We start from the raw sequence: 24,013 nt of genomic DNA, 5'->3' as shown, positions 1-24,013 counted from the left end.
CATGCAACGTTCAGGCATCACGGTGCGGTACTCGAACAGCACGAAGGAACTGAGGGTCCCCACTCGGCGCTGCTACGAAGGAATTAGGCAACGTTTGCCCTGTTGGCGACGGCGCGTAGGCGTTGGTCGTCCGCTTCGGTGCCCATTAGATGATGTAGCGGCGGATCATGCTGCCCTGCTCCTTGTGGGTGGCATGATCGGTGCCGTCGAGGGTGAAGTAGCGCAGGGCCGTGAACCGGGCCTCGATCCGGTTGAGCCAGGAGGAGTTCGTCGGGGTGTAGGCGATCTCGACGTTGTTCGCCGCGGCCCATGTGCCGACCTGTTGGCACCTCTTCGTGGTCAGGTGCGGGGAGAAGTTATCGCAGACGATCGCGATCCGCACCGTCGACGGGTACAGAGTGCGCAGGTAGCGGCAGAACTCCAGGAACTGCGTCCGCCTCTTGATCGGCTTGATGTGGCCGTAGAGTTTGTCCTTGGCCAGGTCCAGGGCGGCGAACAGGTGCCTCACTCCGCCGTAGCGGTTGTAGGTCGCCCGTCGCCGCCGGCGTGGTTCACGGCGGGGGTCTTTGTGCTTGCCGCCGCGCTCAACCCACTGCCGACCGGGGTGGGGCGTGAGGTTGAGCGGCCCGAACTCGTCCATGCAGAAGACGACTTCGGGCTCGCCGTCCTCGGGTATGACCTCGCCGTCGGCGATCGCGCAGAGGTGTTCGACGCGGGCCTTCTTGGGCGCGTAGTCGGGGTCGCAGGAGGTCTTCCACGTTTTCAGGCGTTGAAAGGAGACGTCTTCCTCACGGAGCAGGATGCGCAGGCCCTCGTGGCTGATGTCGTCGACCACCCCCTCGGCAACCAGGAAGTCCGCCGGCTTGGACAGGCTCCAGGTCGAGAACGGCAGGTCGTGCTCGGTCGGCTTGGACTTCGCGATCTTCTTGATCTCGCGCCGCTCGGGCAACGTGAACGTCTTGGGGCGACCGCCCTTGTACTTCGGGTACAGCGACTCGAAGCCGTCGGCGTTGAAGTTGTGGATCACATCCCGGGCCCGGTCCTCACCGGTGAACGACACCTCGGCAATCTTCGCGACCGGCATGCCCTGCGCGGACAGCAGCACCATCTGGGCCCGCCGCCAGGTCACCACCGACCCGGTGCCTCGGCGGATGATCCGCAGCAGTCGCTGCCCCTCATCGTCATCGATCTCGCGTACGCGTACTCGTTCTGCCACCCCGCCAGAGTGATGGCTACCCGCCGCCCGACACAGCAACCAGGCGGCGCGTCACATCACAACAGGGCAAACGTTGTCTGCTACGGCACTGGTTTCCACACAGGAGCCCTCCGTCGAAGGGTTCCCGTTGGGGAGTCCGATAAGAGGGTTGTTTTACGAGTTGTGAGTGAACCCCGATCTTCGATGCGAGCGAACTTGGGAAGAAGGGCGTCCGGAGGCGTTGAGATCGTGTAAAAGCCGAGTTCCCGGGGGGTTACCGGCGGATCGCCGGACGGTGGCTGCATCACTGTGGGCCCCGGGAGGGGCAGGGGGTTAGGTTGGCGGGGAAAAGTCTTCGGGCAGCCGGACTCGCGATGGGGGCGGGCATGACCATGCTAAAAGGAGCCAATGTTCCGGTGGCGGCTCACGCCGTGCGGGTCGAATTGGGGTGGCGCACATCCCCGGGGACACCGGACGTGGATGGCTCGGCGCTCCTTCTCGTGTCGGGAAAGGTGCGCAGCGACGCCGACTTCGTCTTTTACAACCAGCCCTCCCATGTATCCGGCGCGGTACGCCACGAGGGCAAGCGGACCGCCGGTGACGGGGTGACGGACAGCCTCGCGGTCGACCTGGCGCGCATCGAGCCGGCCATCGAGCGCGTGGTCCTGGCAGCCTCCGCGGACGGCGGCACCTTCGGGCAGGTGACGGGGCTGTACGTACGGATCATGGACGCGGCGGGCGGCTCGGAGATCGCCCGCTTCGACAGTGCGGATGCGACGGTCGAGACCGCATTCATTCTCGGGGAGCTCTACCGGCGCCAGGGCGCCTGGAAATTCCGCGCCGTCGGTCAGGGATACAGCACCGGCCTCGAAGGTCTCGCGACGGACTTCGGTATTTCTGTCGATGAACCACAGCAGCCCCAGCCGTATCAACAACCCCCATCGCCTCAACAGCCCCAGCGGGGAACGCGGGTTGACCATCTGCCACCACCCCCGCCGGTGCTTCCGCCTGCACCGACACCGGCACAACCGGCACCCCCCGTGCCTCCTGCCGCCCAGCCCGTCCGTCTGTCCAAGGTGACACTCACCAAGGACGCGCCATCGGTCTCCCTCGCCAAACAGGGCGGCACTTCGGGAGCCCTCCGGGTCAATCTCAACTGGGAAGTGCGCAAACAGTTCAAGGGCTGGGGAAGCAAACTCGGCAGAGCGGTCGCCAACCACGCGGACCTCGATCTTGATCTCTGCGCCCTCTACGAACTCACCGACGGCCGCAAGGGAGTCGTACAGGCGCTGGGAAACGCGTTCGGCGCACTCCGGCAGCCCCCTTATATCCATCTCGACGGAGACGACCGCACCGGCGCCGTGTCCACCGGCGAGAACCTCACCGTCAACCTCGACCAGAAGGACAAGCTCCGCCGCGTCCTGATCTTCGTCACCATCTATGAAGGCGCCCGGAGTTTCGCCGATCTCCATGCGACCGTCACCCTCCAGCCCCAGCACGGAGCCCCGATCGATTTCTCGCTCGACGAATGCACCGTCCCGTCCACCGTCTGCGCGCTCGCGCTCCTCACCAACAACGGGGGAGACCTCACGGTCCGGCGCGAGGCCCGCTATCTCGTACCCGAGCGCGGAGTGAGCCCGCAGCGCACCATCGACTACGCCTACGGATGGGGCATGAACTGGACACCCGGCCGTAAATGACCCCCCGGGAGTCCGGCCGGCACTGCGGCCATCGGCCCACGGCCGGCTCCGCTCAACGGTCCGGCGCGGCCTCGGGACGGGCGTACGTACGCCCCTTCCAGGCCGCGCCCCGCCCCCGGTAGTGCTGTACTGCCGAATCGACCGTCATCAGCAGATACAGCACAGCGGTGAACGGCAGCAGCGGCGCCAGCCACAGCGACTGCCGGTAGTAGCCCAGCATCGGCATGTACGTCCCGGCCATCATCGCCCACGCCACCCCGCCCGCCCATGCCGCCACCGGAGCACCGCCCAGCAGCCCGCCGACGAGCGTGATGGGCGGCGCGAGATAGACCAGCGCGAGCCCCAGCACCGTCCCGAGGAGCAGCGGCGGACTGTGCCGCAACTGGGCGTACGCGCTCCGCGACACCATCCGCCACAGATCCGCCAGCCGCGGATACGGCCGCACGCTGTCCACCCGCTCCGCGAGCCCCAGCCAGATCCGCCCGCCGCTGCGCTGCACCGCCCGCGCCAGCGACACATCGTCGATCACCGCCTGCCGGATCGACTCCGGCACCCGCGCCCGGTCCGCCGCCGCGGTCCGCAGCAGTACACATCCACCGGCCGCCGCAGCCGTCCGCGCCCCCGCCCGGTTCACCCACCGGAACGGATAGAGCTGCGAGAAGAAGTACACGAAGGCCGGCACGACCAGCCGCTCCCAGACACTCGACACCCGCAGCCGGGCCATCTGCGAGACCAGATCGAACCCGCCCGACACGGCGGCGGCGACCAGCCCCCGCAGGCTGTCCGGCTCGTGCGCGATATCGGCGTCCGTCAGCAGCAGATACTCCGGCTCCCGGGCCCGGGCCAGCGCGATCCCGTGCCGCACGGCCCAGAGCTTGCCCGTCCAGCCGGGCTCCGGCTCACCGGGCGACACCACCGTCACCGGCAGGCCTCCGTACCGTACGGACAGCGCACGGGCGACATCCCCGGTGCCGTCCTTGCTGCAGTCGTCGACGAGGAAGATCTCCGCGGCCCCCGGATAGTCCTGTGCCATCAGCGACGGCAGACTCACCGGAAGCATGTCGGCCTCGTCACGTGCGGGTACGACGATCGCCACGGACGGCCAGCGCTCCGGGGCCTCCCGGCGCGGCAGCCGCTGATCGGTCCGCCAGAAGAACCCTTGTCCCAGCAGCAGCCACACCCATGCGGCCAGCGATCCCACGGCGATCCAGGCAACGGCGCTCATTCGCCGCAGTCTGCCCCACTGTGACGGAACCGCAAGGGCGGTCGACTATGGTGACCGGGTGAAGATCGCGCTCATGGACTCCGGAATCGGCCTGCTCGCGGCCGCCGTCGCGGTACGCCGGCTGAGGCCCGACGCCGATCTGGTGCTCTCCTCCGACCCCGGCAGCATGCCCTGGGGGCCGCGTACCCCCGAGGACGTGACCGCCCGCGCGCTGAACGTGGCCCGCGCGGCCGCCGCCCACCGGCCCGACGCACTGATCGTCGCCTGCAACACGGCCTCCGTACACGCCCTGCAGACGCTCCGCGCCGAGCTGGAACCCGCACTGCCGGTCATCGGCACCGTTCCCGCCATCAAGCCGTCCGTCGCAGCCGGCGGTCCCGTCGCGATCTGGGCCACGCCCGCCACCACGGGCAGCCCGTACCAGCGCGGACTCATCCGGGAATTCGCCCGCTCCGTCGCCGTCACCGAGGTCCCGTGCCCCGGTCTTGCCGACGCCGTGGAGCACGCGGACGAACCGGCGATCGACCGGGCCATCGCCGCAGCCGCCGCACTCACCCCGCGCGATGTGCGGGCCGTGGTCCTGGGCTGCACCCATTACGAACTGGTCGCCGACCGCATCCGTGCCGCCGTACGGCAGCCCGGTCTGCCTCCCGTCGCGCTGCACGGCTCCGCCGGTGCCGTCGCCGCCCAGGCACTGCGCCGGATCGGGGTCGAACCCGCTCCGTCGGCCGAACCGGCCGCCGGTCTCACCGTGCTCCTCAGCGGGCGCACCGGAGACCTGCCGGAAGCCGCTCTGGCCTACGCCGAGGGGCAGCTGCTGGGGGCCGTCAGCCCCGCCCGCTGACCCGGCGGAGGCCAGTGACCCCATCCCCGGCGTGCGGATTCTTAAGTACGCTGCTTGACATGAGGGACCACTCCCGAAAACCGAGGCACACCGGAGCCGATTCCCACTCCGACGTCTGGATCGGCCGGGCCACCAACCGGGCCCAGTGGGTACTCGCCGCCGCAGGCGCGGCATGTCTGGCGCTCGGCGTCCAGCTGGCCGTCACCTCCGACTGGGCCTCCGGAATCGCCCCGCTGCTGATGTCCGTGATCGGCTGCGTCGCCGCCGGACTGCTCATGCTGTTCGGCACCCTCGCCTTTGTGAACGTGGCCGTCAGGGTCGACGGCGACGCCCTCGAAGTGCGCTGTGGTCACATGGGCCTGCCGCGCCGCCGGATTCTGCTCACCCATGTGGTGGGCGCGGAATTCGTCCCCCAGGTCACCCCGCGCCAGTGGGGCGGCTGGGGCTACCGCTGGCGCCCCGAGCAGGGCACGGCCGTGGTGGTCCGCAGGGGCGAGGGCCTGGTGCTCCGGCTCGGTGACGGCAGGACGTTCACCATCACGGTCGACGATGCGGAAACGGGCGTACGGTTCATCCGCGAGCGCCTGCACCTGCCGGCGACCGGCGCACCGGCCGGGGCCTGATGCGCTGAGCTGCGGGATCCGGGTCCGGCTCAGAGCGGGGTTGTGTGGTCCGCTCGCCGTGTGCGGCGGGCTGCGCCACCGGGACCGTAGGCCGCACCATCTGCCTCGTCCGGACTACGTGCCTGATCCGCCCCGTCCGCACCACACGCCTCGTCCGTACCATCCGCCCCCGTCGTACCGTCGCCGATGGGCCGCCGGGCCGACGCCAGCCCCGCGAGCAGCCCGGCTCCCGCCGTCACCGGAGTGAAGCTCAGCGCATTGCCGACGCTCGCCAGTACCGCGAGTGCGGTGAGCGCGGCGCCCGCCGTCAGAACGACGGCCGTGGTGCGGGGCGACCGCCACAGCACGTACAGCAGCCAGCCGAAGGCCGACCCCAGCAGCACCACCCCCACCACCCCCTGCTCGGCCGCCTGCTGTAGAGGCGCCGAGTGCGGCTTGCCGTCGGAGTGGGCGGTCTGCTCCATGGTGGGGCTCAGTTCGGCGAACCGTCCAGGGCCGACGCCCAGCACCGGATGTCTGCCGGCCAGCTCCAACGCGTCCTGCCACAGCAGCACCCGGTTCGTGGTGAGCGGACCCTTCAGGGACACCATGAGGCCTTGAGGCAGCGCGTCCGCGGCGACAGCCCATGACGTACCGACGACGAGACCGGTGGCCAGCGCGAGCCCGGCGAGACCGAGCAGCCGTTGTCGCATCCTGGCGGCGGCCAGCGAACAGAGCAGCACCCCGAGTGCCGCGGCGAATCCGGCCACCGAGCGCAGCGCCAGGGCGGCGCAGGCCGTGCCGAGGGCCAGCAGCCGCAGGGTGAACCGCAGTGGTGCCTGCCGGGCCGCCGCCGCCGCGCAGCAGGCGGCGCCCGCGGCGAGCACCAGCAGTGCGGCGGCTGCCCCGGCGTGACCGGGCGCCGTGTCCACCGTGGCGGTGGCGCCCGGCATGCCATGACGCGAGAGGAGCCCCATGAGGAGCGCCCCCACGGCGGCAACCGTGGCCGTCGCCACCGGCAGCAGCGTTCCGCAGATCCGTCCACAGGCGAAACCTGCGGCGACGGCCAGCAGAGCCAGCAGAACACCCTCCGGACCGGTCTCCCGTCCGGCGGCGCTGATCAACGACCAGATCGCGCAGGCGGCGAGGATCACGGCCCCGGCTCCGTCGGAAGCGTTGCCGCGTTCCCACGCCCGGCCCCGCCCCGCTGGTGCAGTCGTCACGTTCGCCCCCGACCTGTGACCGTCCCGTTCGCGACCGGCCGGATCCGGCCGATCGGTGGGGGACTGGCGGACAGGGTAATGGCAGCGGCCCGGATCTGTGCGGGAAAGTGACGAAACGATCCGGCATAAAGGGTTCCATCACGTGATCGGGACTGCCCGGCACACAGCCGACCACCGTAGACTCCGCCGGGTGAGCGCCACCATCACCCCAGTCGACGACCCGCAGCAACCCGCATCCACCCCCACGCCCCGGGGGAGACGGCTGTTGCCGCGGCTCGTACGGCCTGCAGCCGCCGTGATTTCGGGAGTGCTGCTGTACCTGAGCTTCCCGCCCCGACCCCTGTGGTGGCTGGTTCTGCCCGGCTTCGCCCTGCTCGGCTGGGTGCTGCACGAACGCAGACTGCGCGCCGCGTTCGGCCTCGGCCTCCTCGCCGGACTGGGCTTCATGCTGCCGCTGCTGCACTGGACGGGCGAAGAGGTCGGTCCGGTGCCGTGGCTGGCACTCGCAGCGGCCGAGGCGCTGTTCATCGCGGTCGGCTGTATCGGGATCGCCGCAGTCTCCCGCCTCGCCTGCTGGCCGGTATGGGCCGCCGCCGTCTGGATCCTCGACGAGGGGATCCGGGCCAGGGTGCCGTTCGGCGGCTTTCCCTGGGGGAAGATCGCCTTCGGGCAGGCGGACAGCGTGTTCCTGCCGCTCGCGGCTGTGGGCGGCACGCCGCTGCTCTCCTTCGCCGTGGTGCTGTGCGGCTTCGGTCTGTATGAAGCGGTACGTCAGTTCCGTACTTACCGCAGCACGCGTCACATGCCCCGGGCCGCTGTCGCCGCAGCCGCCGCGACCGTCCTCGTACCCGTGGCCGCCGCATTCGCCGCCCTGCCGCTCGTGGACGACTCGGCCGAGGACGGCACCGCGACCGTCGCCGCGATCCAGGGCAACGTGCCGCAGCTCGGACTCGACTTCAACGCCCAGCGCCGCGCCGTCCTCGACAACCATGTGCGCCGCACGGAACAGCTTGCCCAGGAGGTGAAGGCGGGCAAGGTTCCCCAGCCCGACTTCGTCCTGTGGCCGGAGAACTCCTCCGACCTCGACCCCTACCGGAACGCCGACGCCCGGATCGTGATCGACGACGCGGTGAAGGCGATCGGCGTACCCACCGTGATCGGGGCGGTCGTCGAGCCCGACACCGGCAACCTGCGCAACACCCTCATCCAGTGGGATCCGAAGAAGGGGCCTGTCAGCACATACGACAAGCGCCACATCCAGCCGTTCGGCGAGTACATGCCGATGCGCTCCTTCGTACGCCTCTTCAGCTCCGACGTGGACCGTGTGCAGCGGGACTTCGGCCCCGGAAAGAAGGTCGGCGTCTTCGATCTGGCGGGTACGAACGTGGGGCTGGTGACCTGTTACGAGGCCGCGTTCGACGACGCCGTACGGGACACGGTCGAGCACGGCAGCCAACTGATCGCCGTACCCAGCAACAACGCCACCTTCGGGCGCAGTGAGATGACCTATCAGCAGCTTGCCATGTCCAGGGTGCGGGCGGTCGAGCACAGCAGGTCCGTCGTCGTCCCCGTCACCAGCGGGGTCAGCGCGATCATCCGCCCGGACGGGACGATCGTCCAGAAGACGAAGCTGTTCACCGCGGACGCGCTTGTGGACAAGGTGCCGCTGAGGTCCTCGCTCACACCCGCGACCCGGATGGGCACGCTCCCCGAAGGAGTACTCGCACTGATCGCCGTGGCGGGGCTCGGCTGGGTCACCGTCCGTTCGGCTCGGCTCCGGCGGAGCCGCTGATCCACTCGCGCGCCACGTAGGGTCGAGCCCATGGCTACTCCTGATTTCATCCGCGAGATCCGCGCCACCGCGGGCCGACAGCTGCTCCTGCTGCCGGGCGTCACCGCCGTGGTCTTCGACGACGAGGGCCGAGTGCTCCTCGGACGCCGTTCCGACACCGGCAAGTGGTCGGTCATCGGCGGCATCTGCGAGCCGGGTGAGCAGCCGGCGGCCACGGCGGAGCGCGAGGTGTACGAAGAGACCGCTGTGCGCTGTGTGGCGGAGCGGGTGGTGCTCACACAGGCCCTGGCACCGGTGCAGTACGCCAATGGCGACCGCTGCCAGTATCTGGACGTCACCTTCCGCTGCCGGGCGACCGGTGGCGAGGCGCGCGTCAACGACGACGAGTCGCTGGAGGTGGGCTGGTTCCCGGTGGACGCGCTGCCGCCGTTGAACGAGTTCGGGCTCTTCAGGATCAAGCAGTCCCTGACCGACGAACCCACCTGGTTCGAGCCCACTGCCCAGCAGTGACATCCGGCGCTCGCCGGACGGGCCCGGTTCTCAGGCCCGCCCGGCGAGCACGGCTCAGACGGTGCGGGCGTCGGCCGGCAGCGTCGAGGGCGCGTCCGGCTCCGCGACGGCCCCCTCGATGTCCGCGAGATCCCGGTTCCTGGTCTCCTTGGCGCAGGCGACCGCCAGCACGGTGATGAGTGCCGCGGCGATCACATACAGCGAGATCAGTGTCGAGCTGTGGTAGTTCGCGAGCAGCGCGGTGGCGATGAGCGGCGCCGGGGCACCGGCCGCGACCGACGAGAACTGGGCACCGATCGATGCACCCGAGTACCGCATCCGGGTCGCGAACATTTCCGAGAAGAAGGCCGCCTGGGGCGCGTACATCGCCCCGTGGAAGATGAGTCCGACCGTCACGGCGAGCAGCAGGCTTCCGAAGCTTTGCGTGTCGATCAGCGCGAAGAACGGGAACATCCACAGTCCCACACCGACCGCCCCGACCAGATAGACGGGCTTGCGGCCGAGCCGGTCCGACAGCGCGCCCCACATCGGGATGACCGCGAAGTGAACGGCGGAGGCGATGAGCACGGCGTTCAGCGCCGTCTGCTTGTCCAGGTTCGCGGCCGTCGTCGCGTACACGAGGATGAACGCGGTGATCACGTAGTAGCTGATGTTCTCCGCCATCCTGGCCCCCATGGCGATCAGCACATCGCGCCAGTGGTGCCGCAGCACGGCGACGAGCGGCATCTTCTCGGCCACCGCGGCGACCGCCTTGCGCTCCTCGGCCTGTGCCAGCGCCGCCTTGAACACCGGTGATTCATCGACAGAGAGACGAATCCACAAGCCGACGCCCACCAGTACACCGGAGAGCAGGAACGGTATGCGCCAGCCCCATGCCCCGAAGGTCGAGTCCGACATCAGCGCGGTGAGCGCGGAGAGCACCCCGGTGGCGAGCAACTGCCCGGCCGGCGCCCCCGTCTGCGGCCAGGAGGCCCAGAACCCGCGCCGCTTGGCGTCCCCGTGCTCCGACACGAGCAGCACGGCCCCGCCCCACTCACCACCGAGTGCGAAGCCCTGCACCAGCCGCAGGACGGTGAGCAGTACGGGGGCGGCGGCCCCGACCGTGGCATGCGTCGGCAACAGCCCGATGGCGAACGTCGCTCCGCCCATCATCAACAGACTGAGCACCAGCAGCTTCTTGCGGCCGAGCCGGTCGCCGTAGTGCCCGAACACCAGGGCACCGAGCGGCCGGGCGGCGAAGCCGACCGCGTAGGTGAGGAAGGAGAGGAGCGTGCCGACGAGCGGCTCGGACTCGGGGAAGAACAGCTTGTTGAAGACCAGCGCGGCAGCTGACCCGTACAGGAAGAAGTCGTACCACTCGACGGTGGTGCCGATGAGGCTTGCGGCGACGATGCGCTTGAGTGAGCGGGTGGTCGGCGGGGCGGATGCCGAGGCAGCCATGAACACCACTTCCGGACGTTGGCGGGGACGGTTTCGTGTCGCCACACCGTAGGAACGTGCAGGTCAGAGGCACATGTGGCGGGACACCATAGTTCTCGGGTCGGGTGTGCGCGGGGCCACCATGACAGGCATGTTGAGACTGCTTCGAGGACCGTATTGAAGGCTGACAGGCGCCTGTCCGAGTTGCGTTGTTCGGCATGGTTTAGTGCCCTGGTGCTGACTCCCGTGCTGGTTTGGTGCTGACTACGCAGCGTTGAACTTCGGCATTCGGGGCGGATCGGACGGGTAGTGCAGTGCTCCTCACCTCCGCGCGACTGCCGTCAGGCCCGGCGGGTCCCTGCGGAACCGTTGCCGGATGACGTCCGCTAGGAGAGCGGGTGTTGACGCGTCGGTGTTCCAATGAGGAACGAGGGCATCGGTTTCGGGTTTGCCCGCCTCAATGTCGAGGCAGGTTGCCGTGTTCAACACCACCGAGAAGGGGTCTCGGCCTGCGGGTCGAACGCGGCTGGCTCGGGCTGATCCTGACAGGCGTGTGTCTGGCGGCCGTTGCGACGCCGAGCCGATCACGATGAGTTGTTGCGGCGACTGTCCAAGCGCAACAACGACCCGGAGTATGGGGTGATTTCGCCGGAGATGCTGGCCCGGATATCTGCATCTCGGATCCCAGCCGCTGAACGGCGTCGGCACGGAAACGCTGCGCAGCTGGAAGAAGCGACTCGAGAAGGACCTCGGCCCGACCTCGATCCGCCTCGTCTGGGCGACGCTGTCCAGCGTCCTGCAGGCCGCCGTCGAGGACCGCCGACTCGCACGCAATCCGTGCCGCTCCAGCACGGTCGGTCCGCCGGCCGCGGCACCCGGCAGAGTTGAGGCGTGGGATCCCGAGCGTGTGCTGGCCGATGTGCGGCAATGCCGGACCGGTACCGAGTCCTTGTCGAGGTCGGAGCGGGCCTGGGCCTCCGGCAAGGAGAGGCGCTGGGACTGAGTGCCGATGACTTCGACTTTGCCAAGGAAGTCGTCATGTCCGGCGCCAGGTGAAGATGGTGCGGACGAAGTTGTGCTTCGCGCTTCCCAAGGGCCGCAAGGTGCGAGACGTGCCTCTGCCCAAGAGTGTGGCCCTGGCCGTCCAGCGGCACATGGAGGTCTTCGCGCCAGTGCCGGTCACGCTGCCCTGGGACGATCCTCGTCCCCCTGAGACGCCTGTGGAAGCCAAGCACCGGCGGGCCGAGGACGTACAGCCTCTTGGTGACGGGACGCGAGCGGAAGGCGGTCAACCGGAACTTCTTCAACTCGTATGTCTGGAAGTCGGCCCTGGCCGGAGCGGGCGTCATCGCTCCACTACAGGAGAGCAGTCGGAGCGGATCCAGAGTGTGGGAGCCGTCCCGTGAGCACGGCTTCCACGCCCTGCGCCACTTCTACGCCTCCGAAGAGCTGGAGGCCGGCGAATCGGTTGTCTCACTGGCACGCTGGCTGGGCCACTCCGATCCTGGATTCACCTTGCGGAAGTACTCCCATTTCCTGCCCCGTGCGGGCGCGCGAGGCACCGCCGCCATCGACGCGATCTTCACGTAGCCTCGGCCCGGACAGCGCCGAGGCCGGACCGTAGCTCGCAGCAGCCCCCGCTCGGGCGCAAAGTCCCAGAGAAGTCCCACAGATGCCGCCGCCCCCTTCCGAACCAGCGTTATGCCTGGTCAGGAAGGGGGCGGCGGCCTTCGTCGATCAAATGTCCCGGAAGAGACTAGTGGAGCGCCGTGACCTGCCACGCTGGGTGATCGCGGGGCGCTGACCTGTGCAAATGGTCTTTCGGTTGTTTCACGGTCATGCCCGTTGATGCGGCCGGAAGTCTCAGAAAAGTCCCAGGGGGATCCCAGGCGAGTTGATCGAGTGTCCGGTTGCCGAGGGACGTGTCCGTCTCGCCGACCCCGATGACGACGAGGTCCCGTGGGCGGTACCGCCGCGTGGGCGCTGACTGCGATGGCCGAGAGGTGTCTGAGGAGCGGTCCGCCCGCTGAAAGCGAGTTCTGCCAGTCGTCTTCGAGCGGACGTTGACTGGACTCCAGTACCGCTCCTCCCACACCCCGGGCCGGTCCCGGTGCTCCACGTCGTAGCGGTGCAGCGTCATGGCGTCGCGCTTCCCTATGGCAGCCACCCGCCGCAGCGATGCCTGCAGCTTGCGCATACCGGTTACGGCGGGGTCCTTGGGGTCGTCGGGGAAGGCATCAAACAGGTAGCGGCCTACCACCTGGCCACGGGTACGCCCCATGCTGCTCAGACATGCCTCGTTGACGTCGACGTACACCAGGTCCGTGGTGAACAGGGCCACCGCGCCCGGCAGCGCCTGGAATACCGCCTCGTAGTCGATCCCGGATGCGTCCACGATGCCACCTGCCCACGACGCTATGTCGATCATGTGCTCTTTCACGATAGGCACCAGCGGCGCTCCGGGTAGGTCAGCACTCCAGGGCACCGCAACCGCTAGGTGTGGGCACGGACGAAGGCATCCCGAACCAGTACTTGACCGGCTCGTCCTTGCCCTCGGGCCATTGCGCGATCAGCCAGGTCAGGATCGGCCGCGGGCTTTGGACGGCGTCCCGCGAGCCGGATGCGCAGGAACATGAATCGGGGAGGGCATCGCGGCTTTGGAGCCCCTGCGCCAGGTGACCGTCACCGCCTTCTTACGCCCGGCGGCCAGGACGTGTTCACGCAGGTTGACCGGGCGGGTGCGGTGGCGGGGCAGCGGACGCGGGCCGAGTCGCGCACACGAGCAACTGGGAAAGAGGGTTCGATCCCGGTGGATCAGTGCATCCTTTTGCGTAATAGATGCCTGAATGTTCGATTTGGCTATGCTTCCAGTTGGATACTGCACCGCCATCCGCGCGGTCGCGGAGACTCGAAAGGAAGCCCGGTCATGCCGAAGAACGAGAAGTCGTCCCAGCCCTCGCATGGCGAGGGACCAAGCCGTCACAAGGGTGCCCACCAGCATGGCTGGTCGTCGGATGTGGACGAGACCCATCAGGAGGCCAACGAAAGCGCACACCGGTCCTTCCATCCCGACGAGTACGCGCCGAAGCCCGGCCCCGGCAGGAAGATCTCCAAGGAGGAAACCGAGGAGGTCCCCGGCAACACAGTCAAGAGCACACATCGCCCGGGTCAGGAACGCGCCGGGAAAACCAGCGAGAGCGGTATGCACGACACCGGCCCCAGGGGCCGGTCCCAACGCCCCAGCGGCACCCGGGACGCCTCCGCATCCACGGGAGTCGACCCGCAGCAACCGCGCTCCGACTCCGACTGACCCCATCGATCCCAGACAACACTGTTCGTGCCCCGCCGAGAGTCGTACGTCGAAGCTCGCGACACCACCAAGTTCCGAAAGTGACACGCTGGTGCGGGGAGCCCGCAACCTGCTTTTCGCCGTGCCTGACGTCGTGGTCTGAGTCTCCTGCGCTTCTGTGGACTTGGTGTGGTTGTACGCCGCAAATTCCCGGAGCACGCCATGGTCGTTATCCTGGGGCTCATCATCCTGATCGCCGCGGTAGTCGTCGCCATGGCTGGCGTTCTCGCCAATTCTGGCAGGCACACCATCTGACCGACGGCTTCTCGGTATTCGGATGCCACGTGACCGGTTCCACCGGCACGCTATTCCTCTACGGCATCGCCGTCGGGGCGCTGGCCGTCTTGGGGCTGAGCCTGCGCATCGCCGCTGTACGCCGCCCATCCCACCATTCCAGAACCTCGCGCCGGGACCTCGGACAGCCCGGCCGCCAGTCGGTCGCAGATCGCAACGACGCAATCGGTCACCGCCAGGCTGGCCGCGCGGAGACTGCACGTGCGCGGGGGAGCGACCGACCTTCCCGGCGTACATCCACGAGTTCAGCGACTGACGCACAACGCAAGGACGAGAGCGATGACCGCGGAAACCACCCCTGAAGGCCCCGGACCCGTCCCCAGCCGGCCGGATCCGGTGCCGCACGACCCACAACGTCCGTCCGAACCAGGCCCCAGCGAACCTCAACCCCAGCCAGACCCGGAGCCACCTCCGGGCCCCGGAACCCGCCCGGTCCCCGAGCCGCCTGACTGACCGGGGCGCTACGGTCCTTCTTTCCGGTCCTTCTTTCCCCGGAGACTCGTGAGCGTGACGTCCTACCGATTGCGGCCCCAGAGTGATCGGCGCAAGGTGGATACGTCAGGGCCTTTCCAGCGAAGGGCAGAGTCGGGAAACCGTCGGCGGGACGACAAGGGCCCGCAGGCAGAGGGACGCGGCGAGAAAAGACGCTCAGGGCAGATGCCCGCGGCAAAGACTGCTGATGGAGACGATGGGCCCCGGTCGCAGAGTGGGCCAGGTACCCGGACCGCATCCGGGCTTGTTGTGCGGCTGTCATGGCGCGTATCCGCTTGAGGTTGCCGGGTGCAGCTGAGGATGGTGGCGGTCAGGCGCGGCGGCCACCCGGCTTAAGGAGCCGTGATGTTGCTTCCGAGTGGCCACAGGTGCGTGGCTGCTACGACGCCGACCGGGCTGTGACGGACGCACGGACGCACGACCAGTTCCGCTGGCCGGCCGACGGCTGGAAGGCCAAACCAGAGCTGCCCCAGCCGGATTTGCCAGGTCCCCCAGTTCGTGCTGGCGGACGACATTGCGGATTCCATCCCGTGCGGTGACGACGTCGACACCTTCGTCGTGGCAGCCGTAGCGCGTCTCCCTGCTACCCGCCCTGCGATCTCTGAAAGACGGGCACGACAGTTGAAGTTCCTCAAGCCTCCGGGTGTCTACGCGCCGCAGGAAGACACAGTCATGCTGGTATCCGCTCTGCGGCGCGAACATCCGTCACCTGGAGCCGAGGTGCTCGACGTGGGTTCCGGTACCGGTGCAGCGGCGATTGCTGCCGCCCGCTTCGGTGTTGCCCGTGTAACCGCCATCGACACGTCGGCCGCGGCGGTGCTCACCACACGACTCAACGCACTGCTGTCCGGGTATGCACGGGTGATCCGGACTAGCCGGGGCGACTTGACGGAGCCTGTAACCGGCCTGAGGTTCGACCTGGTGCTGGCGAACCCGCCGTACGTACCGTCCGTGAACGCCTGCCTACCGCGTCGCGGTATTGCTCGGGCCTGGGAGGCGGGGATCGACGGCCGCGCGGTGCTCGACCGGCTCTGTGCCAAGGTCCCAGCTCTGCTGCGCCCCGGAGGTGTGCTGCTCGCGGTCCACTCCGTGCTGAGCAACCCCGCGATGACCCTGGCGCGGCTGGCTGAAGCGGGACTGGGCGTGGCTGTTACCGACCGCCGGTTCGTTCCCTTCGGACCTGTCCTGCGAGAACGGGCCAGCTGGCTGGAGGCCCAGGGCTTGATCGAGGCCGGCCAGGAGGAAGAGGAACTGGTGGTGATCCGTGCAGAACGGCCGTACTGAACCGGAGACCGCACCTCGGGCAGCTGCACGCCGTGTCATGCAAGAACCGGGCGGACCCATGCTCGTAGAGGGGCCTGTCGAAGTGGTCCAGGAGGACGGCACCATTGCTCGCTCGGACCGGCCTGTTGTTGCACTGTGTACCTGTCGGCGGAGCCTCATCTTCCCTTGGTGCGACACGAGCCACCGCGGCCGGAAGAGGCCGAAAGCCCCACCGCCGGCCTCAGAGCGGCACACGGAGTGAGGACTCGCCGCCCCGCCATGCGCCGAGCAACTGCTCCCCGAACCGGTCTTCCAACCATCCGGTGGCCGCGATACCGAAGGCGACGTCCGGTGCCAGATCCGGCTCCTCCTGGAGCAGACCGGCAACGACCTCATGCCGTACGAGCTGCTCATGCACGGCGTCGGCCTCCACATGCTCCGCGTAGAAGTGGATGGCCGCAGGCCCGGCACCGGCCCGCTTCAATGCCTGAGCGAGGCGCCGCGACCCTGGTGGCGATGTGGTCTCCACTGAGGCGAAGTGACCGACCAGCGCACCACGGTGTGAGCGGTGGAGTCCAAAGAGCGACATGAGGTTGACGGTCGCGAGCATCTGCCGCGATCCAGCGTCGAGGTAGCGCCCATACGAGGTGTCCAGGCGGAGGGCCGCCATCAGATCGGCGAACAGCTTCGAGTGGACCTGTTCCGCCCGTCCCGCTCCGAATTCGTCGTACTCCACAGCGGCCATTCCCGCCTTGGCCCGGCCCGTCAGGCGCGGGATCACCCACACGTGCGGATCGGCCTCCTTGAGGTGGTAGAGCGAGCGGTGGGCGGCGTACTCGCGCAGATGCCACAGCTCGCCCTCGTCCCGCAGGAAGTACGACACGCCTTCGGCGTCCACCGGCTCCAGAACGAGTTCGTCCAGCGCGCTGCCGGCGTCCTTAGCCACCGGCACGTCAGCGCGCAGAACCGCCACGAAATCCCGCTCCAGCTCGGCACGCACCCTGAGCAGTTCCGGATCCCACTCCCAGGTGCCGTCCACACCGTCGAAGCCGCGGTAGTGCAACTCGTAGCAGACATACAGGGCGAGTTGAAGGTCGTCGCCGTACGGGTCGGCACCCGCTACCCGGCGTATGTCGGGCAGGCTGCGCCGACCCGGTTCCCGGCCGAGCGCCTCGATCAGAGCGGCGGACACCTCGCCTCGGATTTCCGGGAGCTTCACGGTGCTTCCCTTCCTTGGCGTGCGTCTCCATCGCCCTTGCGACGAGGCTCCCAGCTTCGCGTTCCACCTCGTCCACATCGGAATCAGGATCCGCTCACAACCAGAATTTCCGCATCGAGTAGAGGGCGGACAGCTTCTCCAGGGCTGACTCGGAGTAGCCCACAACATGGACTCCGACGGGCGTGTGATTTGCCATACCCGTCGGCGTTTGGAGAAACGGCGGCCAGTGGTTACGGAGACGTTCGCCGGGCACATTCGTTTCAGTGGCCCGTTGCATATTCGGTCCACCCGGACATACATGAAGTGAGCGCAGAACAAACACCCTCCTCAGCGCCTTGTACACCGAGCGCGCACTGTCCCGCCGCCAGCTGCGTCGATTGCAGCGAGCCAACACTGGATCTGCTGGACGCCAGTCCGCCCTTGTTCGGAGTGCGGCGGCGGGTCAGTGCTGCATGTCTTTCTTTCAGTGCCTGAAGGTGTCCTTTCCCTTCTCCACTGCCTGCTTCACTTTGCCCTTCATCTTTTGGGCCCTCCCCTTTCCCTCCAGGCTTTCGTTGCCAACGGCCCGCCCGACCGTTTCCTTGGTTTTTCCTTCTGCGATTTTGCCAATGTTCTTGGACTTCTTTCCGATACCCATGTCGTTCTCCCTGGGGTCATTCGGGTGGTGCCAGCAGAGTTCCGAGAGGTCCGAGATCCAAATTGAGATCTTGCATGGAAAGGTCGTATCGAGAGCAGAGTTCAATCATACGACTGTGCAGAATCATCAAAGTTGCTCCGAGGCGCTCCTCCTGTTCCTCAGTGAGGTCTCCTGCGTCGACCCGCTGAAGGGCCTGGCGTTCCATGAGTTGTCGTAGCAGCTCGACGAGTGTGAGTACGAGTTTGATCAGGTCCCGTTCCACCGTGTCCGGGGCGGTGGTGACCCGGTGGGCCGGCCTTCGTACCTCCGCGCCGCCCCGGGGCAAGATGTCCTGCGGCACTGCGGGCAGCATGCGGAAGGCGCGGGCGGCGGCATCGGCGATCTCGTCGAGGCGGCTTCCGGGCGGACGGTCCTCACCTGTCATGGTCGTCTCCTATGGGTGCTGAGATGGCATGCCAGGGCGAAGGATTCTGTTCGCTGATGGAGACGATCAGCGCGCGCAGCGATATGCGTACGAGGTCGATATCGGCGATGGAGAGTACGACGTCACCGGTGAGGACCACGCCTCCGCTGAGCAACCGGTCCAGCAGGTCGATCAGTGCGATCTGCCGTTGCGGCAGCGGCTCCTTCGGCGTGGCCTCCGGCCTGCCCGCCGCCCTCACGGCGTGGCCCTCTTCAGCGGTTCGGCTTCAGCGAGGGTGGCGAAGGAGTACGGGGCCCACGGCCCGGTGACTTCGACGCGTACCCCGGGGAGTCCTTCTGCGGCCTGCATGGCATCGGCGCGGAAGTCTTCGGCGTGCTGCAGCGGCACAAGGTAGGCGTCGTTGATGACGTTCTCTCCCGGCCCGCGGGCGAGTTCGCCTTGCTGCGGCCGGTGCTGGACGCGATCAACCGCATAAGCGTGGGCGGCGGCCTCGACCCTCTCGGCTGCCTGTTCGGCGCCCCGGTAGGCGTCTTCGCGGGCGTGTCGCTGTGCTCTGCGCTGGCTGAGGTAGGCCCGCCCGGGGCTCAGACCCGCATCTGTCAGACCCGCATCTGTAGGTGGGGCTGCCGGGCTCTCGCTCTCCGCGGCCGCTTCGACGTAGATCTTGACGCCCCACTCCACCTGCGCTGCCAGGTCGCTCAGTCTGCCGGCAAATGCCTCGTAGCGAGCCCGGAGCATGAGCCGCACCCGCTCGTCGTCGAGGTAAACCGTCGCCAGACGCAGTGGCAGGACGGCGGTGCGGGCGGCCAAGGCCTCAATCACCCGGTGATGGGCGCGGGCGACTGACTCCAGCCAGTCCAAGTCCTCAAGATGCGTTCGCAGCGCGGCTTCTTGGAAGTCCCGCTCGGGTACCGGGCTCACGGCGACCACCACATCATCGCTGTGTTCTACACGCACTAGATGCACCGGCGCCTCCGCCACTCCAGGGAGCCGGGACAGAGCTTCCTCCAGCGATCCGTCGGCGTCGCGTGCTACGGCGTATGCATAGGTGATGGCCTCGGTCATGGCTCGTCCCGCCTCTCGCTGCGGGGGCTGGGCTCTGTTCGTTTGGTGCGTGAGGTGCGCCGGGGGGCCACAGCGCGGCTCTCTTCGTCCTTGACCTGTGGCAGCTCACGGTCTTCGCGCAGCGCCGTGATTTCAGCCTGCAGCCGTTTGTTCTCCTCGGCGAGTGAGCGGTAGCCGTCGTTGGCGCGTGACGACAGTGAGGGATCGTGCTCCCACCAGTCAATGCCCATTTCCTTCGCTTTGTCCACCGAAGCGATCAGCAGGCGCAGCTTGATGGTGAGCAGTTCGATGTCCAGGAGGTTGATCTGGATATCGCCTGCGATGACGATGCCTTTGTCCAGGACGCGCTCCAGGATGTCGGCGAGATTGGCCGAGGAGCCCTGGCCATACGGGGCGGACCTGGACGGGAGGTCGCCCAGCCTCCTGGCGACGGGTTCGGTCACGGCCGCTGCACCTCAATTCCCTGGTGTCCCCGAGTTTCGACGGGAGCGCGTGGCAATGCGCCCGTTCCGCCGGCTGCCGCGATCAGGTATCGACGCCCTGGACATGGGCCCTAATCTCGTCCAGCCGGTCCAGCAACTCGTCCTCGCGCCGGTCGAAGGTTTCCTCGTCGATGTCTCCCGCCACGAGCGCTCGCTCAAGTGCGGCGAGTTCCCGTTCGACGGGTGCTGGGTCGTAGTACTCGTTCTCCGCGGCCTCGACGACGCGCTCCATGACCCAGGCCACGCCGCGCACCGGCGCCAGTGGAAGAGTCGCGAGTTGAGTCAGCAGTCCCATGAGGACTCCTCAGACGAAGCTGTAGGCGGGCAGCGGGCCGACCAGTCGCAGGTCGAAGTCCGCGCCCAGTTCCTTGGCGATGTCCTGTTCCGCTCCGAGGAAGGTCTTCTCGTTGTCCCGCTTCACAAGGAAGGACACATTCAAGAAGTCGTTCCCGGTCGGCTGCGATGAGCGTTCTTCCCGCGCGAGTCCGCGCAGCGCATCGAGGACTGCGACGGCGAGCCGATCCTGCCGCGCTTGCACTTCTTGGGAGACCAGCTCCCCGAGGGCGAGCGGCAGTTCCGGGCTGCTGCGGCCGCTTCTGATCTCCTCGTTGAGCTCGCGCGCCTCGTCGGACTCCTGAAGGATCTGGCGCAACAGCGCATCCTCGTCCTGGGCGGCCTTCAGGTGGTATTCCACGCAGCCCTCCAGCGCCCGCAAGCGTTCGCTGAATTTATCCGTACCGTCCTCCAGGACCGCTCGTACAGCGTCGTCGTCCGTGGTGGTGAAGCCGAACTGCAGCGGCAAAACGGTGCCGTCGGCCATCAGTTGTTCCTGGACGGCCTGGTGTGCGCTGAGGTCTCGGCGTTTGGGACGCAGCTCCTCGGGCGCGTCGCTGACGACCGCGGACAGCATTTTGGTGCGCACCGTGCGGAGGGCCGTAGGCGGGTCCCCCACCCCGTGGAGGCCCTCCAAGCGCTGCGGATGGGTGGCCCTGACAATGGAATACACGTATACGGCCATGGTTCACTCCTCGCGGCGTCGGGCGGCAGGCCGACGCCGCGGCCGCTCCCGCCTCTCCTCGGGCTCCTTGCGCCTCTTTTCTGGCTGCTCGGCCTCCTCGTCGTCATGTCCTCCCTTCAGGGCATCGGTCAGCACGTCAGCGGCCCCGCTCAGAGCACCCTTGGCTTTGCCCTGCGCTCCGCCCTCGGTCACTTCGCCGACCAGGTCGGTCAGCTGAGACGGAGCCTTGCGGCCCTCCTCCAGGTCGAGGCGGTTGCAGGCCTCCGCGAAGCGCAGGTAGGTATCCACGCTCGCCACGACGATGCGGGCATCGATCTTGAGGATCTCGATGCCCACCAAGGACACACGTACAAAGACATCGATCACCAGGCCGCGGTCCAGAATCAGCTCGAGGATGTCGTAAAGGTTCCCCGACCTTCCTCCACCGGCCCTGGAAATGGTTCCTCCGCCCTGCGGCACCATAGTCATGGTGCCTCCTTTCAGCAGCTCACACGTGGCTCCGGGAGGAGGCCGTTTCCGTTCGTCCGGCGAGCGGTGCAGCACTCGTATTCCGGCCCTAGCCACGCGGGTCGATCTGGGCTCGGGTGTAGCGGCGGATGCGCTCGTACGCCAGCAGTTCGCCTTCCTCGTCCAGCGTCACCCGGTAACTCGCCATCACGCTGGTAGTGCCGGGGATACGCTCCAGCTCCAAGACTTCCACGTCCGCCTGCCAGCCGCCCTCCGTCGGCTTCACCGCCGAGACGGACTCGGGTGCTCGCCCCAAAAGCTCCTGGAGCTGCTCAGCCGCATACCGCATGGCCCGCGGGGCCGAAACCCGACGGGCCGCACGCTTCGTTTCGCTCGTGCGGCTGCTGGCCCGTCCGGCGCTGGTTTTCCTGGCGGTCTTCTTGACGGGCTTCTTGCTGGACGGACGCCGGACGCGCCCTGTCTCGTCCTCTTCGCCTACGGCCATGTTCCCGCTCCGGAATCGGAGACGACATGATGCCCGCGTCACCTTCACAAGACGCCGTTCCATGATATACGGCCTGGGCTGAGCGCATCTCGGAGCTCGCACCGTTGCTTCAGCGCCGGGAACAGCCTCCTACACCGCGTGCCGTAGCCCCCTGCTGGCTGCATAACGCCATCGCTGCCGCATAAGAAACGCTGTGAGCGGTGGGCACGCTATCCCCCAAGGAGGGAATCGCTTCCACTGAGGCCCTGGGCGCCGATGACGAACGCAAACGGCGATCAGTATCATGCGCGCTTCGCGAGTGGTGGAACGCCGGTGTTCACTCTTGACCTGTTCTCCGACGGCCCGGCGTCGGAGAACAGGTCATGGCAGGCGCATGTGTCCATTCCCTGAGCAGTTGCCTTTGCGGTGCGCTCGGATCACAGTAAAAACAGAGGGCGTGGCGAGATAGGAGTACGTTGTGATCATTCTCGGAATCATTTTGCTTGTCGTCGGGTTCGTGACCGGGATCTCCATACTGTGGACAATCGGGATTGTTCTCGCGGTGATAGGGGTTGTCTTGTGGATCTTGGGATCGCTGGGGCACGCCGTCGCTGGTCGAAGGCACTACTGGTAGCCCAGTAGGGCCGCGCCGCTAAGCGACTCGTAGGGGAAACGTTTCTCTGGCTGGAGGCGTTATCTGGCCTTCGGTTGGAGGCCACCGCAGTTTTCCGGCACTGCTGGCCCCGAAACACTTCACTTCGAGCAGGCCTCCGAGGGTCACCGAAGACATAGTCCGTGACAACGTCGGCGACGACGTGGATGAGTACGTGCGGGGGCGGGGCGCGCCTGGACCGGATCAGCAGGGGTTCTTCGACCTCTACAGCACCAGCTTCCTGCCTCAGCTTCGTGGCGGCCGGCAGACTGATTCATGACCTGACCCTCCTCCATCACGACGTGCACAACGGGGGGCACTCAATGTTCCGGTCAAAGCGGAAGCCGAGGAGTCATGGCTACAGAACGCCGGACTGTTGACGAGTCGTAGTGGATCGCCACCACGCCGCGTACCGGCTATCCGCCCCCCCAGCACCGACCTGACCGCAGACGTCGCAGTCATCGGCGGCGGCGTCGCCGGCCTCTGCACCTCATGGGAACTGGCTCGGGCGGGTGCGGACGTTGTCGTCCGGGAGGCGGACCGGATCGCCGCGGGCGTGACCGGATACACCACGGCCAAACTGACAACTGCGTATGGCTTGGTGCACGCGCAGTTGGAAGCGAAAACACGGCGCCAACGCATCGATGAGATCAGGGACGAGGCAGAGGCCACACGGCGGGCAGGGCTCGACGCGTCTTCGTGACCGATACGGAACTGCCCTTCGAGGTGCTCGTTGCCCGCAGTGCGGAGGGTGGTCGGGCGGCAGGGTGCACGGTCGGTATGAGCGGTTGCGGGTCGCGGCGGCTCTGGCCGGCAGACCCGGGGCCCGGCTGGCTCGTCTCATCGGTCTCGCCGCAGGGAAGGACACGATGCTGTGGAGGCAGGAGACAGCTCGGGCGGGCAAGGTCCGGGTACTTGGGGGCGGCGAGTTCGCGCCGTTGCGGGGACAAACGTGCGCGACGTTGTTTGTGGACCTCGAAGCCCGGCAACCGATCGATGTGATGCCCGGCAGGGAAGCCGCGCCAGTAGCCAGCTGGCTCGCCGACCATCCTGAGGTGGAGGTCATCTGGCAGGACCGGGGTTCCACCTACGCCGAGGCCGCCCGCGCGGCGGCACCGCAGGCCGTCCAGGTCGCGGACGCCTGGCGCCTGCGGAACAACCTCGGACGAGCTGTGGAGAAGACCGTGACAGGACACTACAAATGCGTTCGGTCCGCGTTCGCCGATACGGGCCGGCCTCTTCGGAAGCGGACCCACCTTTGGTCCCAGATGGAACCACGGACGTCAACGGCCGTCCGTGCCACATCGTTGCCGGTATCCGCGAACGGCACCAAGCCGTGCACGAACTCCTCTTCCAGGGATTCTCGTTGCGTGGAATCAGCGGGGATTTGCAGCTCGACTACTACACGGTCCGACGCCATGCCAGAACTCCAGATCTCGACGATCTACAGGTCAAGGTCACCTCCCTCCGACGCTGCTGGACGACTTCAAGCCGTACATCTACAAGAGGTTCGCTGGGGGCTGTCACAACTCCCGCCAGCCAGATCTTCCGTGAAGTCCGCGACCAGGGCTTTCGAGGCGACGTCAGTGAACCTTTTTCATCCTGAATAGCCGCAGGTCATCAGGGTGTGGACGGCCTGGACGATGGTGCCGACGCGTCGGGTGGAGCATCTGGTTC

25 protein-coding genes and 2 pseudogenes are annotated in these 24,013 nt (G+C 67.4%); 12 read left to right on the top strand and 15 right to left on the bottom strand.

The genetic code is table 11. From position 1 onward, the window contains the following. Window positions 1-83: 83 nt before the first annotated feature. Window positions 84-1,216: pseudogene (locus ACGFU7_RS43635) on the bottom strand (IS630 family transposase). 353 nt (window positions 1,217-1,569) lie between these two features. Between ACGFU7_RS43635 and ACGFU7_RS43630 the strand changes: the two are divergent. Continuing rightward, the gene (locus tag ACGFU7_RS43630) at window positions 1,570-2,895 is read left to right on the top strand and encodes a TerD family protein (protein ID WP_393703937.1); all 1,326 of its coding nucleotides are present in this window, start codon (window positions 1,570-1,572) and stop codon (window positions 2,893-2,895) included. Between the two features lie 52 nt (window positions 2,896-2,947). Here ACGFU7_RS43630 and ACGFU7_RS43625 read toward each other — a convergent pair whose 3' ends face one another. Continuing rightward, window positions 2,948-4,120: a glycosyltransferase gene (locus ACGFU7_RS43625; protein ID WP_393703932.1), complete on the bottom strand. Its 1,173-nt coding sequence runs from the start codon at window positions 4,118-4,120 to the stop codon at window positions 2,948-2,950. Window positions 4,121-4,178: 58 nt separating this feature from the next. On the opposite strand from ACGFU7_RS43625, the gene ACGFU7_RS43620 reads away from it, so the two are divergent. Together ACGFU7_RS43620 and ACGFU7_RS43615 are read left to right on the top strand one after the other, a co-directional pair. Continuing rightward, window positions 4,179-4,964, top strand: a complete 786-nt coding sequence (locus ACGFU7_RS43620) for a glutamate racemase (RefSeq protein WP_393703931.1) — start codon at window positions 4,179-4,181, stop codon at window positions 4,962-4,964. A 59-nt stretch (window positions 4,965-5,023) separates the two neighbouring features. Then, window positions 5,024-5,587 carry a hypothetical protein gene (locus ACGFU7_RS43615; RefSeq protein ID WP_393703929.1) on the top strand — a complete coding sequence of 188 codons (564 nt, stop codon included), beginning with the start codon at window positions 5,024-5,026 and terminating at the stop codon, window positions 5,585-5,587. Window positions 5,588-5,616: 29 nt separating this feature from the next. Here the strand turns inward: ACGFU7_RS43615 and ACGFU7_RS43610 are convergent, their stop codons facing one another. Then, window positions 5,617-6,789, bottom strand: a complete 1,173-nt coding sequence (locus tag ACGFU7_RS43610) for an O-antigen ligase family protein (RefSeq protein WP_393703927.1) — start codon at window positions 6,787-6,789, stop codon at window positions 5,617-5,619. Between the two features lie 190 nt (window positions 6,790-6,979). Between ACGFU7_RS43610 and lnt the strand changes: the two genes are divergently transcribed. Then, a complete protein-coding gene (lnt, locus tag ACGFU7_RS43605; protein WP_393703926.1) occupies window positions 6,980-8,581 on the top strand; it encodes an apolipoprotein N-acyltransferase in 1,602 nt (533 codons plus the stop codon). A 30-nt stretch (window positions 8,582-8,611) separates the two neighbouring features. After that, a complete protein-coding gene (locus ACGFU7_RS43600; protein WP_393703924.1) occupies window positions 8,612-9,091 on the top strand; it encodes an NUDIX domain-containing protein in 480 nt (159 codons plus the stop codon). 54 nt (window positions 9,092-9,145) lie between these two features. Here the strand turns inward: ACGFU7_RS43600 and ACGFU7_RS43595 are convergent, their stop codons facing one another. Then, window positions 9,146-10,531 carry an MFS transporter gene (locus ACGFU7_RS43595; protein ID WP_393703923.1) on the bottom strand — a complete coding sequence of 462 codons (1,386 nt, stop codon included), beginning with the start codon at window positions 10,529-10,531 and terminating at the stop codon, window positions 9,146-9,148. Between the two features lie 1,242 nt (window positions 10,532-11,773). Between ACGFU7_RS43595 and ACGFU7_RS43590 the strand changes: the two genes are divergently transcribed. Beyond that, window positions 11,774-12,100 (top strand): integrase, encoded by a 327-nt coding sequence (locus tag ACGFU7_RS43590; protein ID WP_393703922.1) that lies wholly within the window; start codon window positions 11,774-11,776, stop codon window positions 12,098-12,100. 472 nt (window positions 12,101-12,572) lie between these two features. On the opposite strand, the pseudogene ACGFU7_RS43585 reads toward ACGFU7_RS43590, so the two are convergent. Then, window positions 12,573-12,938: pseudogene (locus tag ACGFU7_RS43585) on the bottom strand (PAS domain-containing protein); the annotation flags it as partial. 498 nt (window positions 12,939-13,436) lie between these two features. Between ACGFU7_RS43585 and ACGFU7_RS43580 the strand changes: the two are divergent. The 3 genes from ACGFU7_RS43580 (at window position 13,437) to ACGFU7_RS43570 (ending at window position 16,170) form a co-directional block, all read left to right on the top strand. Further along, a complete protein-coding gene (locus tag ACGFU7_RS43580; protein WP_393703921.1) occupies window positions 13,437-13,820 on the top strand; it encodes a hypothetical protein in 384 nt (127 codons plus the stop codon). A gap of 1,422 nt (window positions 13,821-15,242) precedes the next feature. After that, the gene (locus ACGFU7_RS43575; protein ID WP_393703935.1) at window positions 15,243-15,929 is read left to right on the top strand and encodes a HemK2/MTQ2 family protein methyltransferase; all 687 of its coding nucleotides are present in this window, start codon (window positions 15,243-15,245) and stop codon (window positions 15,927-15,929) included. A gap of 37 nt (window positions 15,930-15,966) precedes the next feature. Beyond that, complete coding sequence (locus tag ACGFU7_RS43570; RefSeq protein WP_393703920.1) at window positions 15,967-16,170, top strand: CDGSH iron-sulfur domain-containing protein; 204 nt, start codon at window positions 15,967-15,969, stop codon at window positions 16,168-16,170. Here the strand turns inward: ACGFU7_RS43570 and ACGFU7_RS43565 are convergent. The 10 genes from ACGFU7_RS43565 to ACGFU7_RS43520 form a co-directional block, all read right to left on the bottom strand. Further along, entirely contained in the window at window positions 16,150-17,127 is a 978-nt protein-coding gene (locus tag ACGFU7_RS43565) for an iron-containing redox enzyme family protein (protein ID WP_393703918.1), read from the bottom strand. The two genes, ACGFU7_RS43570 and ACGFU7_RS43565, sit on opposite strands and share 21 nt — an antisense overlap. Before the next feature lie 463 nt (window positions 17,128-17,590). Beyond that, entirely contained in the window at window positions 17,591-17,764 is a 174-nt protein-coding gene (locus ACGFU7_RS43560; protein WP_114243090.1) for a CsbD family protein, read from the bottom strand. 16 nt (window positions 17,765-17,780) lie between these two features. Further along, window positions 17,781-18,188, bottom strand: coding sequence for a gas vesicle protein K (locus ACGFU7_RS43555; protein ID WP_393703916.1), 408 nt, complete (start codon window positions 18,186-18,188; stop codon window positions 17,781-17,783). After that, window positions 18,178-18,426: a gas vesicle protein gene (locus tag ACGFU7_RS43550; protein WP_329831339.1), complete on the bottom strand. Its 249-nt coding sequence runs from the start codon at window positions 18,424-18,426 to the stop codon at window positions 18,178-18,180. Before ACGFU7_RS43550 ends, ACGFU7_RS43555 begins: the two co-directional genes overlap by 11 nt. Then, window positions 18,423-19,253, bottom strand: coding sequence for a GvpL/GvpF family gas vesicle protein (locus tag ACGFU7_RS43545; protein ID WP_393703914.1), 831 nt, complete (start codon window positions 19,251-19,253; stop codon window positions 18,423-18,425). Before ACGFU7_RS43545 ends, ACGFU7_RS43550 begins: the two co-directional genes overlap by 4 nt. Further along, a complete protein-coding gene (locus ACGFU7_RS43540) occupies window positions 19,250-19,672 on the bottom strand; it encodes a gas vesicle protein (protein WP_393703933.1) in 423 nt (140 codons plus the stop codon). Before ACGFU7_RS43540 ends, ACGFU7_RS43545 begins: the two co-directional genes overlap by 4 nt. A 106-nt stretch (window positions 19,673-19,778) precedes the next feature. Further along, window positions 19,779-20,030 carry a gas vesicle protein GvpG gene (locus ACGFU7_RS43535; RefSeq protein ID WP_259930026.1) on the bottom strand — a complete coding sequence of 84 codons (252 nt, stop codon included), beginning with the start codon at window positions 20,028-20,030 and terminating at the stop codon, window positions 19,779-19,781. Window positions 20,031-20,039: 9 nt separating this feature from the next. Beyond that, complete coding sequence (locus ACGFU7_RS43530; protein ID WP_393703912.1) at window positions 20,040-20,753, bottom strand: GvpL/GvpF family gas vesicle protein; 714 nt, start codon at window positions 20,751-20,753, stop codon at window positions 20,040-20,042. Window positions 20,754-20,756: 3 nt separating this feature from the next. Further along, window positions 20,757-21,221 carry a gas vesicle structural protein GvpA gene (locus ACGFU7_RS43525; protein ID WP_393703911.1) on the bottom strand — a complete coding sequence of 155 codons (465 nt, stop codon included), beginning with the start codon at window positions 21,219-21,221 and terminating at the stop codon, window positions 20,757-20,759. A gap of 88 nt (window positions 21,222-21,309) precedes the next feature. Then, window positions 21,310-21,705: a gas vesicle protein gene (locus ACGFU7_RS43520; RefSeq protein ID WP_393703909.1), complete on the bottom strand. Its 396-nt coding sequence runs from the start codon at window positions 21,703-21,705 to the stop codon at window positions 21,310-21,312. Between the two features lie 457 nt (window positions 21,706-22,162). Between ACGFU7_RS43520 and ACGFU7_RS43515 the strand changes: the two genes are divergently transcribed. The 3 genes from ACGFU7_RS43515 (at window position 22,163) to ACGFU7_RS43505 (ending at window position 23,946) form a co-directional block, all read left to right on the top strand. Further along, window positions 22,163-22,318 (top strand): DUF6131 family protein, encoded by a 156-nt coding sequence (locus ACGFU7_RS43515; protein WP_229846355.1) that lies wholly within the window; start codon window positions 22,163-22,165, stop codon window positions 22,316-22,318. Window positions 22,319-22,712: 394 nt separating this feature from the next. Next, the gene (locus tag ACGFU7_RS43510) at window positions 22,713-23,039 is read left to right on the top strand and encodes an FAD-dependent oxidoreductase (RefSeq protein WP_393703908.1); all 327 of its coding nucleotides are present in this window, start codon (window positions 22,713-22,715) and stop codon (window positions 23,037-23,039) included. Continuing rightward, window positions 22,930-23,946 (top strand): transposase, encoded by a 1,017-nt coding sequence (locus ACGFU7_RS43505; protein WP_393703906.1) that lies wholly within the window; start codon window positions 22,930-22,932, stop codon window positions 23,944-23,946. The genes ACGFU7_RS43510 and ACGFU7_RS43505 overlap by 110 nt, the downstream gene beginning before the upstream one ends. Window positions 23,947-24,013 lie beyond the last annotated feature (67 nt).

The organism is Streptomyces sp. NPDC048473 (assembly GCF_043200155.1).
Taxonomy (GTDB): Bacteria; Actinomycetota; Actinomycetes; order Streptomycetales; family Streptomycetaceae; genus Streptomyces.
This window is presented reverse-complemented; position numbering and strand designations above follow the sequence as displayed.

Excerpts from the sequence above, each read along its gene's own strand:
- ACGFU7_RS43545 (WP_393703914.1), bottom strand. The coding sequence starts at position 19,253 with ATGACCGAGGCCATCACCTATGCATACGCCGTAGCACGCGACGCCGAC.
- ACGFU7_RS43570 (WP_393703920.1), top strand. The coding sequence starts at position 15,967 with ATGCAAGAACCGGGCGGACCCATGCTCGTAGAGGGGCCTGTCGAAGTG.
- ACGFU7_RS43625 (WP_393703932.1), bottom strand. The coding sequence starts at position 4,120 with ATGAGCGCCGTTGCCTGGATCGCCGTGGGATCGCTGGCCGCATGGGTG.
- ACGFU7_RS43600 (WP_393703924.1), top strand. The coding sequence starts at position 8,612 with ATGGCTACTCCTGATTTCATCCGCGAGATCCGCGCCACCGCGGGCCGA.
- ACGFU7_RS43615 (WP_393703929.1), top strand. The coding sequence starts at position 5,024 with ATGAGGGACCACTCCCGAAAACCGAGGCACACCGGAGCCGATTCCCAC.
- ACGFU7_RS43595 (WP_393703923.1), bottom strand. The coding sequence starts at position 10,531 with ATGGCTGCCTCGGCATCCGCCCCGCCGACCACCCGCTCACTCAAGCGC.
- ACGFU7_RS43630 (WP_393703937.1), top strand. The coding sequence starts at position 1,570 with ATGGGGGCGGGCATGACCATGCTAAAAGGAGCCAATGTTCCGGTGGCG.
- ACGFU7_RS43505 (WP_393703906.1), top strand. The coding sequence starts at position 22,930 with ATGGCTTGGTGCACGCGCAGTTGGAAGCGAAAACACGGCGCCAACGCA.
- ACGFU7_RS43535 (WP_259930026.1), bottom strand. The coding sequence starts at position 20,030 with ATGGGACTGCTGACTCAACTCGCGACTCTTCCACTGGCGCCGGTGCGC.
- ACGFU7_RS43530 (WP_393703912.1), bottom strand. The coding sequence starts at position 20,753 with ATGGCCGTATACGTGTATTCCATTGTCAGGGCCACCCATCCGCAGCGC.
- ACGFU7_RS43555 (WP_393703916.1), bottom strand. The coding sequence starts at position 18,188 with ATGACAGGTGAGGACCGTCCGCCCGGAAGCCGCCTCGACGAGATCGCC.
- ACGFU7_RS43560 (WP_114243090.1), bottom strand. The coding sequence starts at position 17,764 with ATGGGTATCGGAAAGAAGTCCAAGAACATTGGCAAAATCGCAGAAGGA.
- ACGFU7_RS43520 (WP_393703909.1), bottom strand. The coding sequence starts at position 21,705 with ATGGCCGTAGGCGAAGAGGACGAGACAGGGCGCGTCCGGCGTCCGTCC.
- ACGFU7_RS43580 (WP_393703921.1), top strand. The coding sequence starts at position 13,437 with ATGCCGAAGAACGAGAAGTCGTCCCAGCCCTCGCATGGCGAGGGACCA.
- ACGFU7_RS43525 (WP_393703911.1), bottom strand. The coding sequence starts at position 21,221 with ATGACTATGGTGCCGCAGGGCGGAGGAACCATTTCCAGGGCCGGTGGA.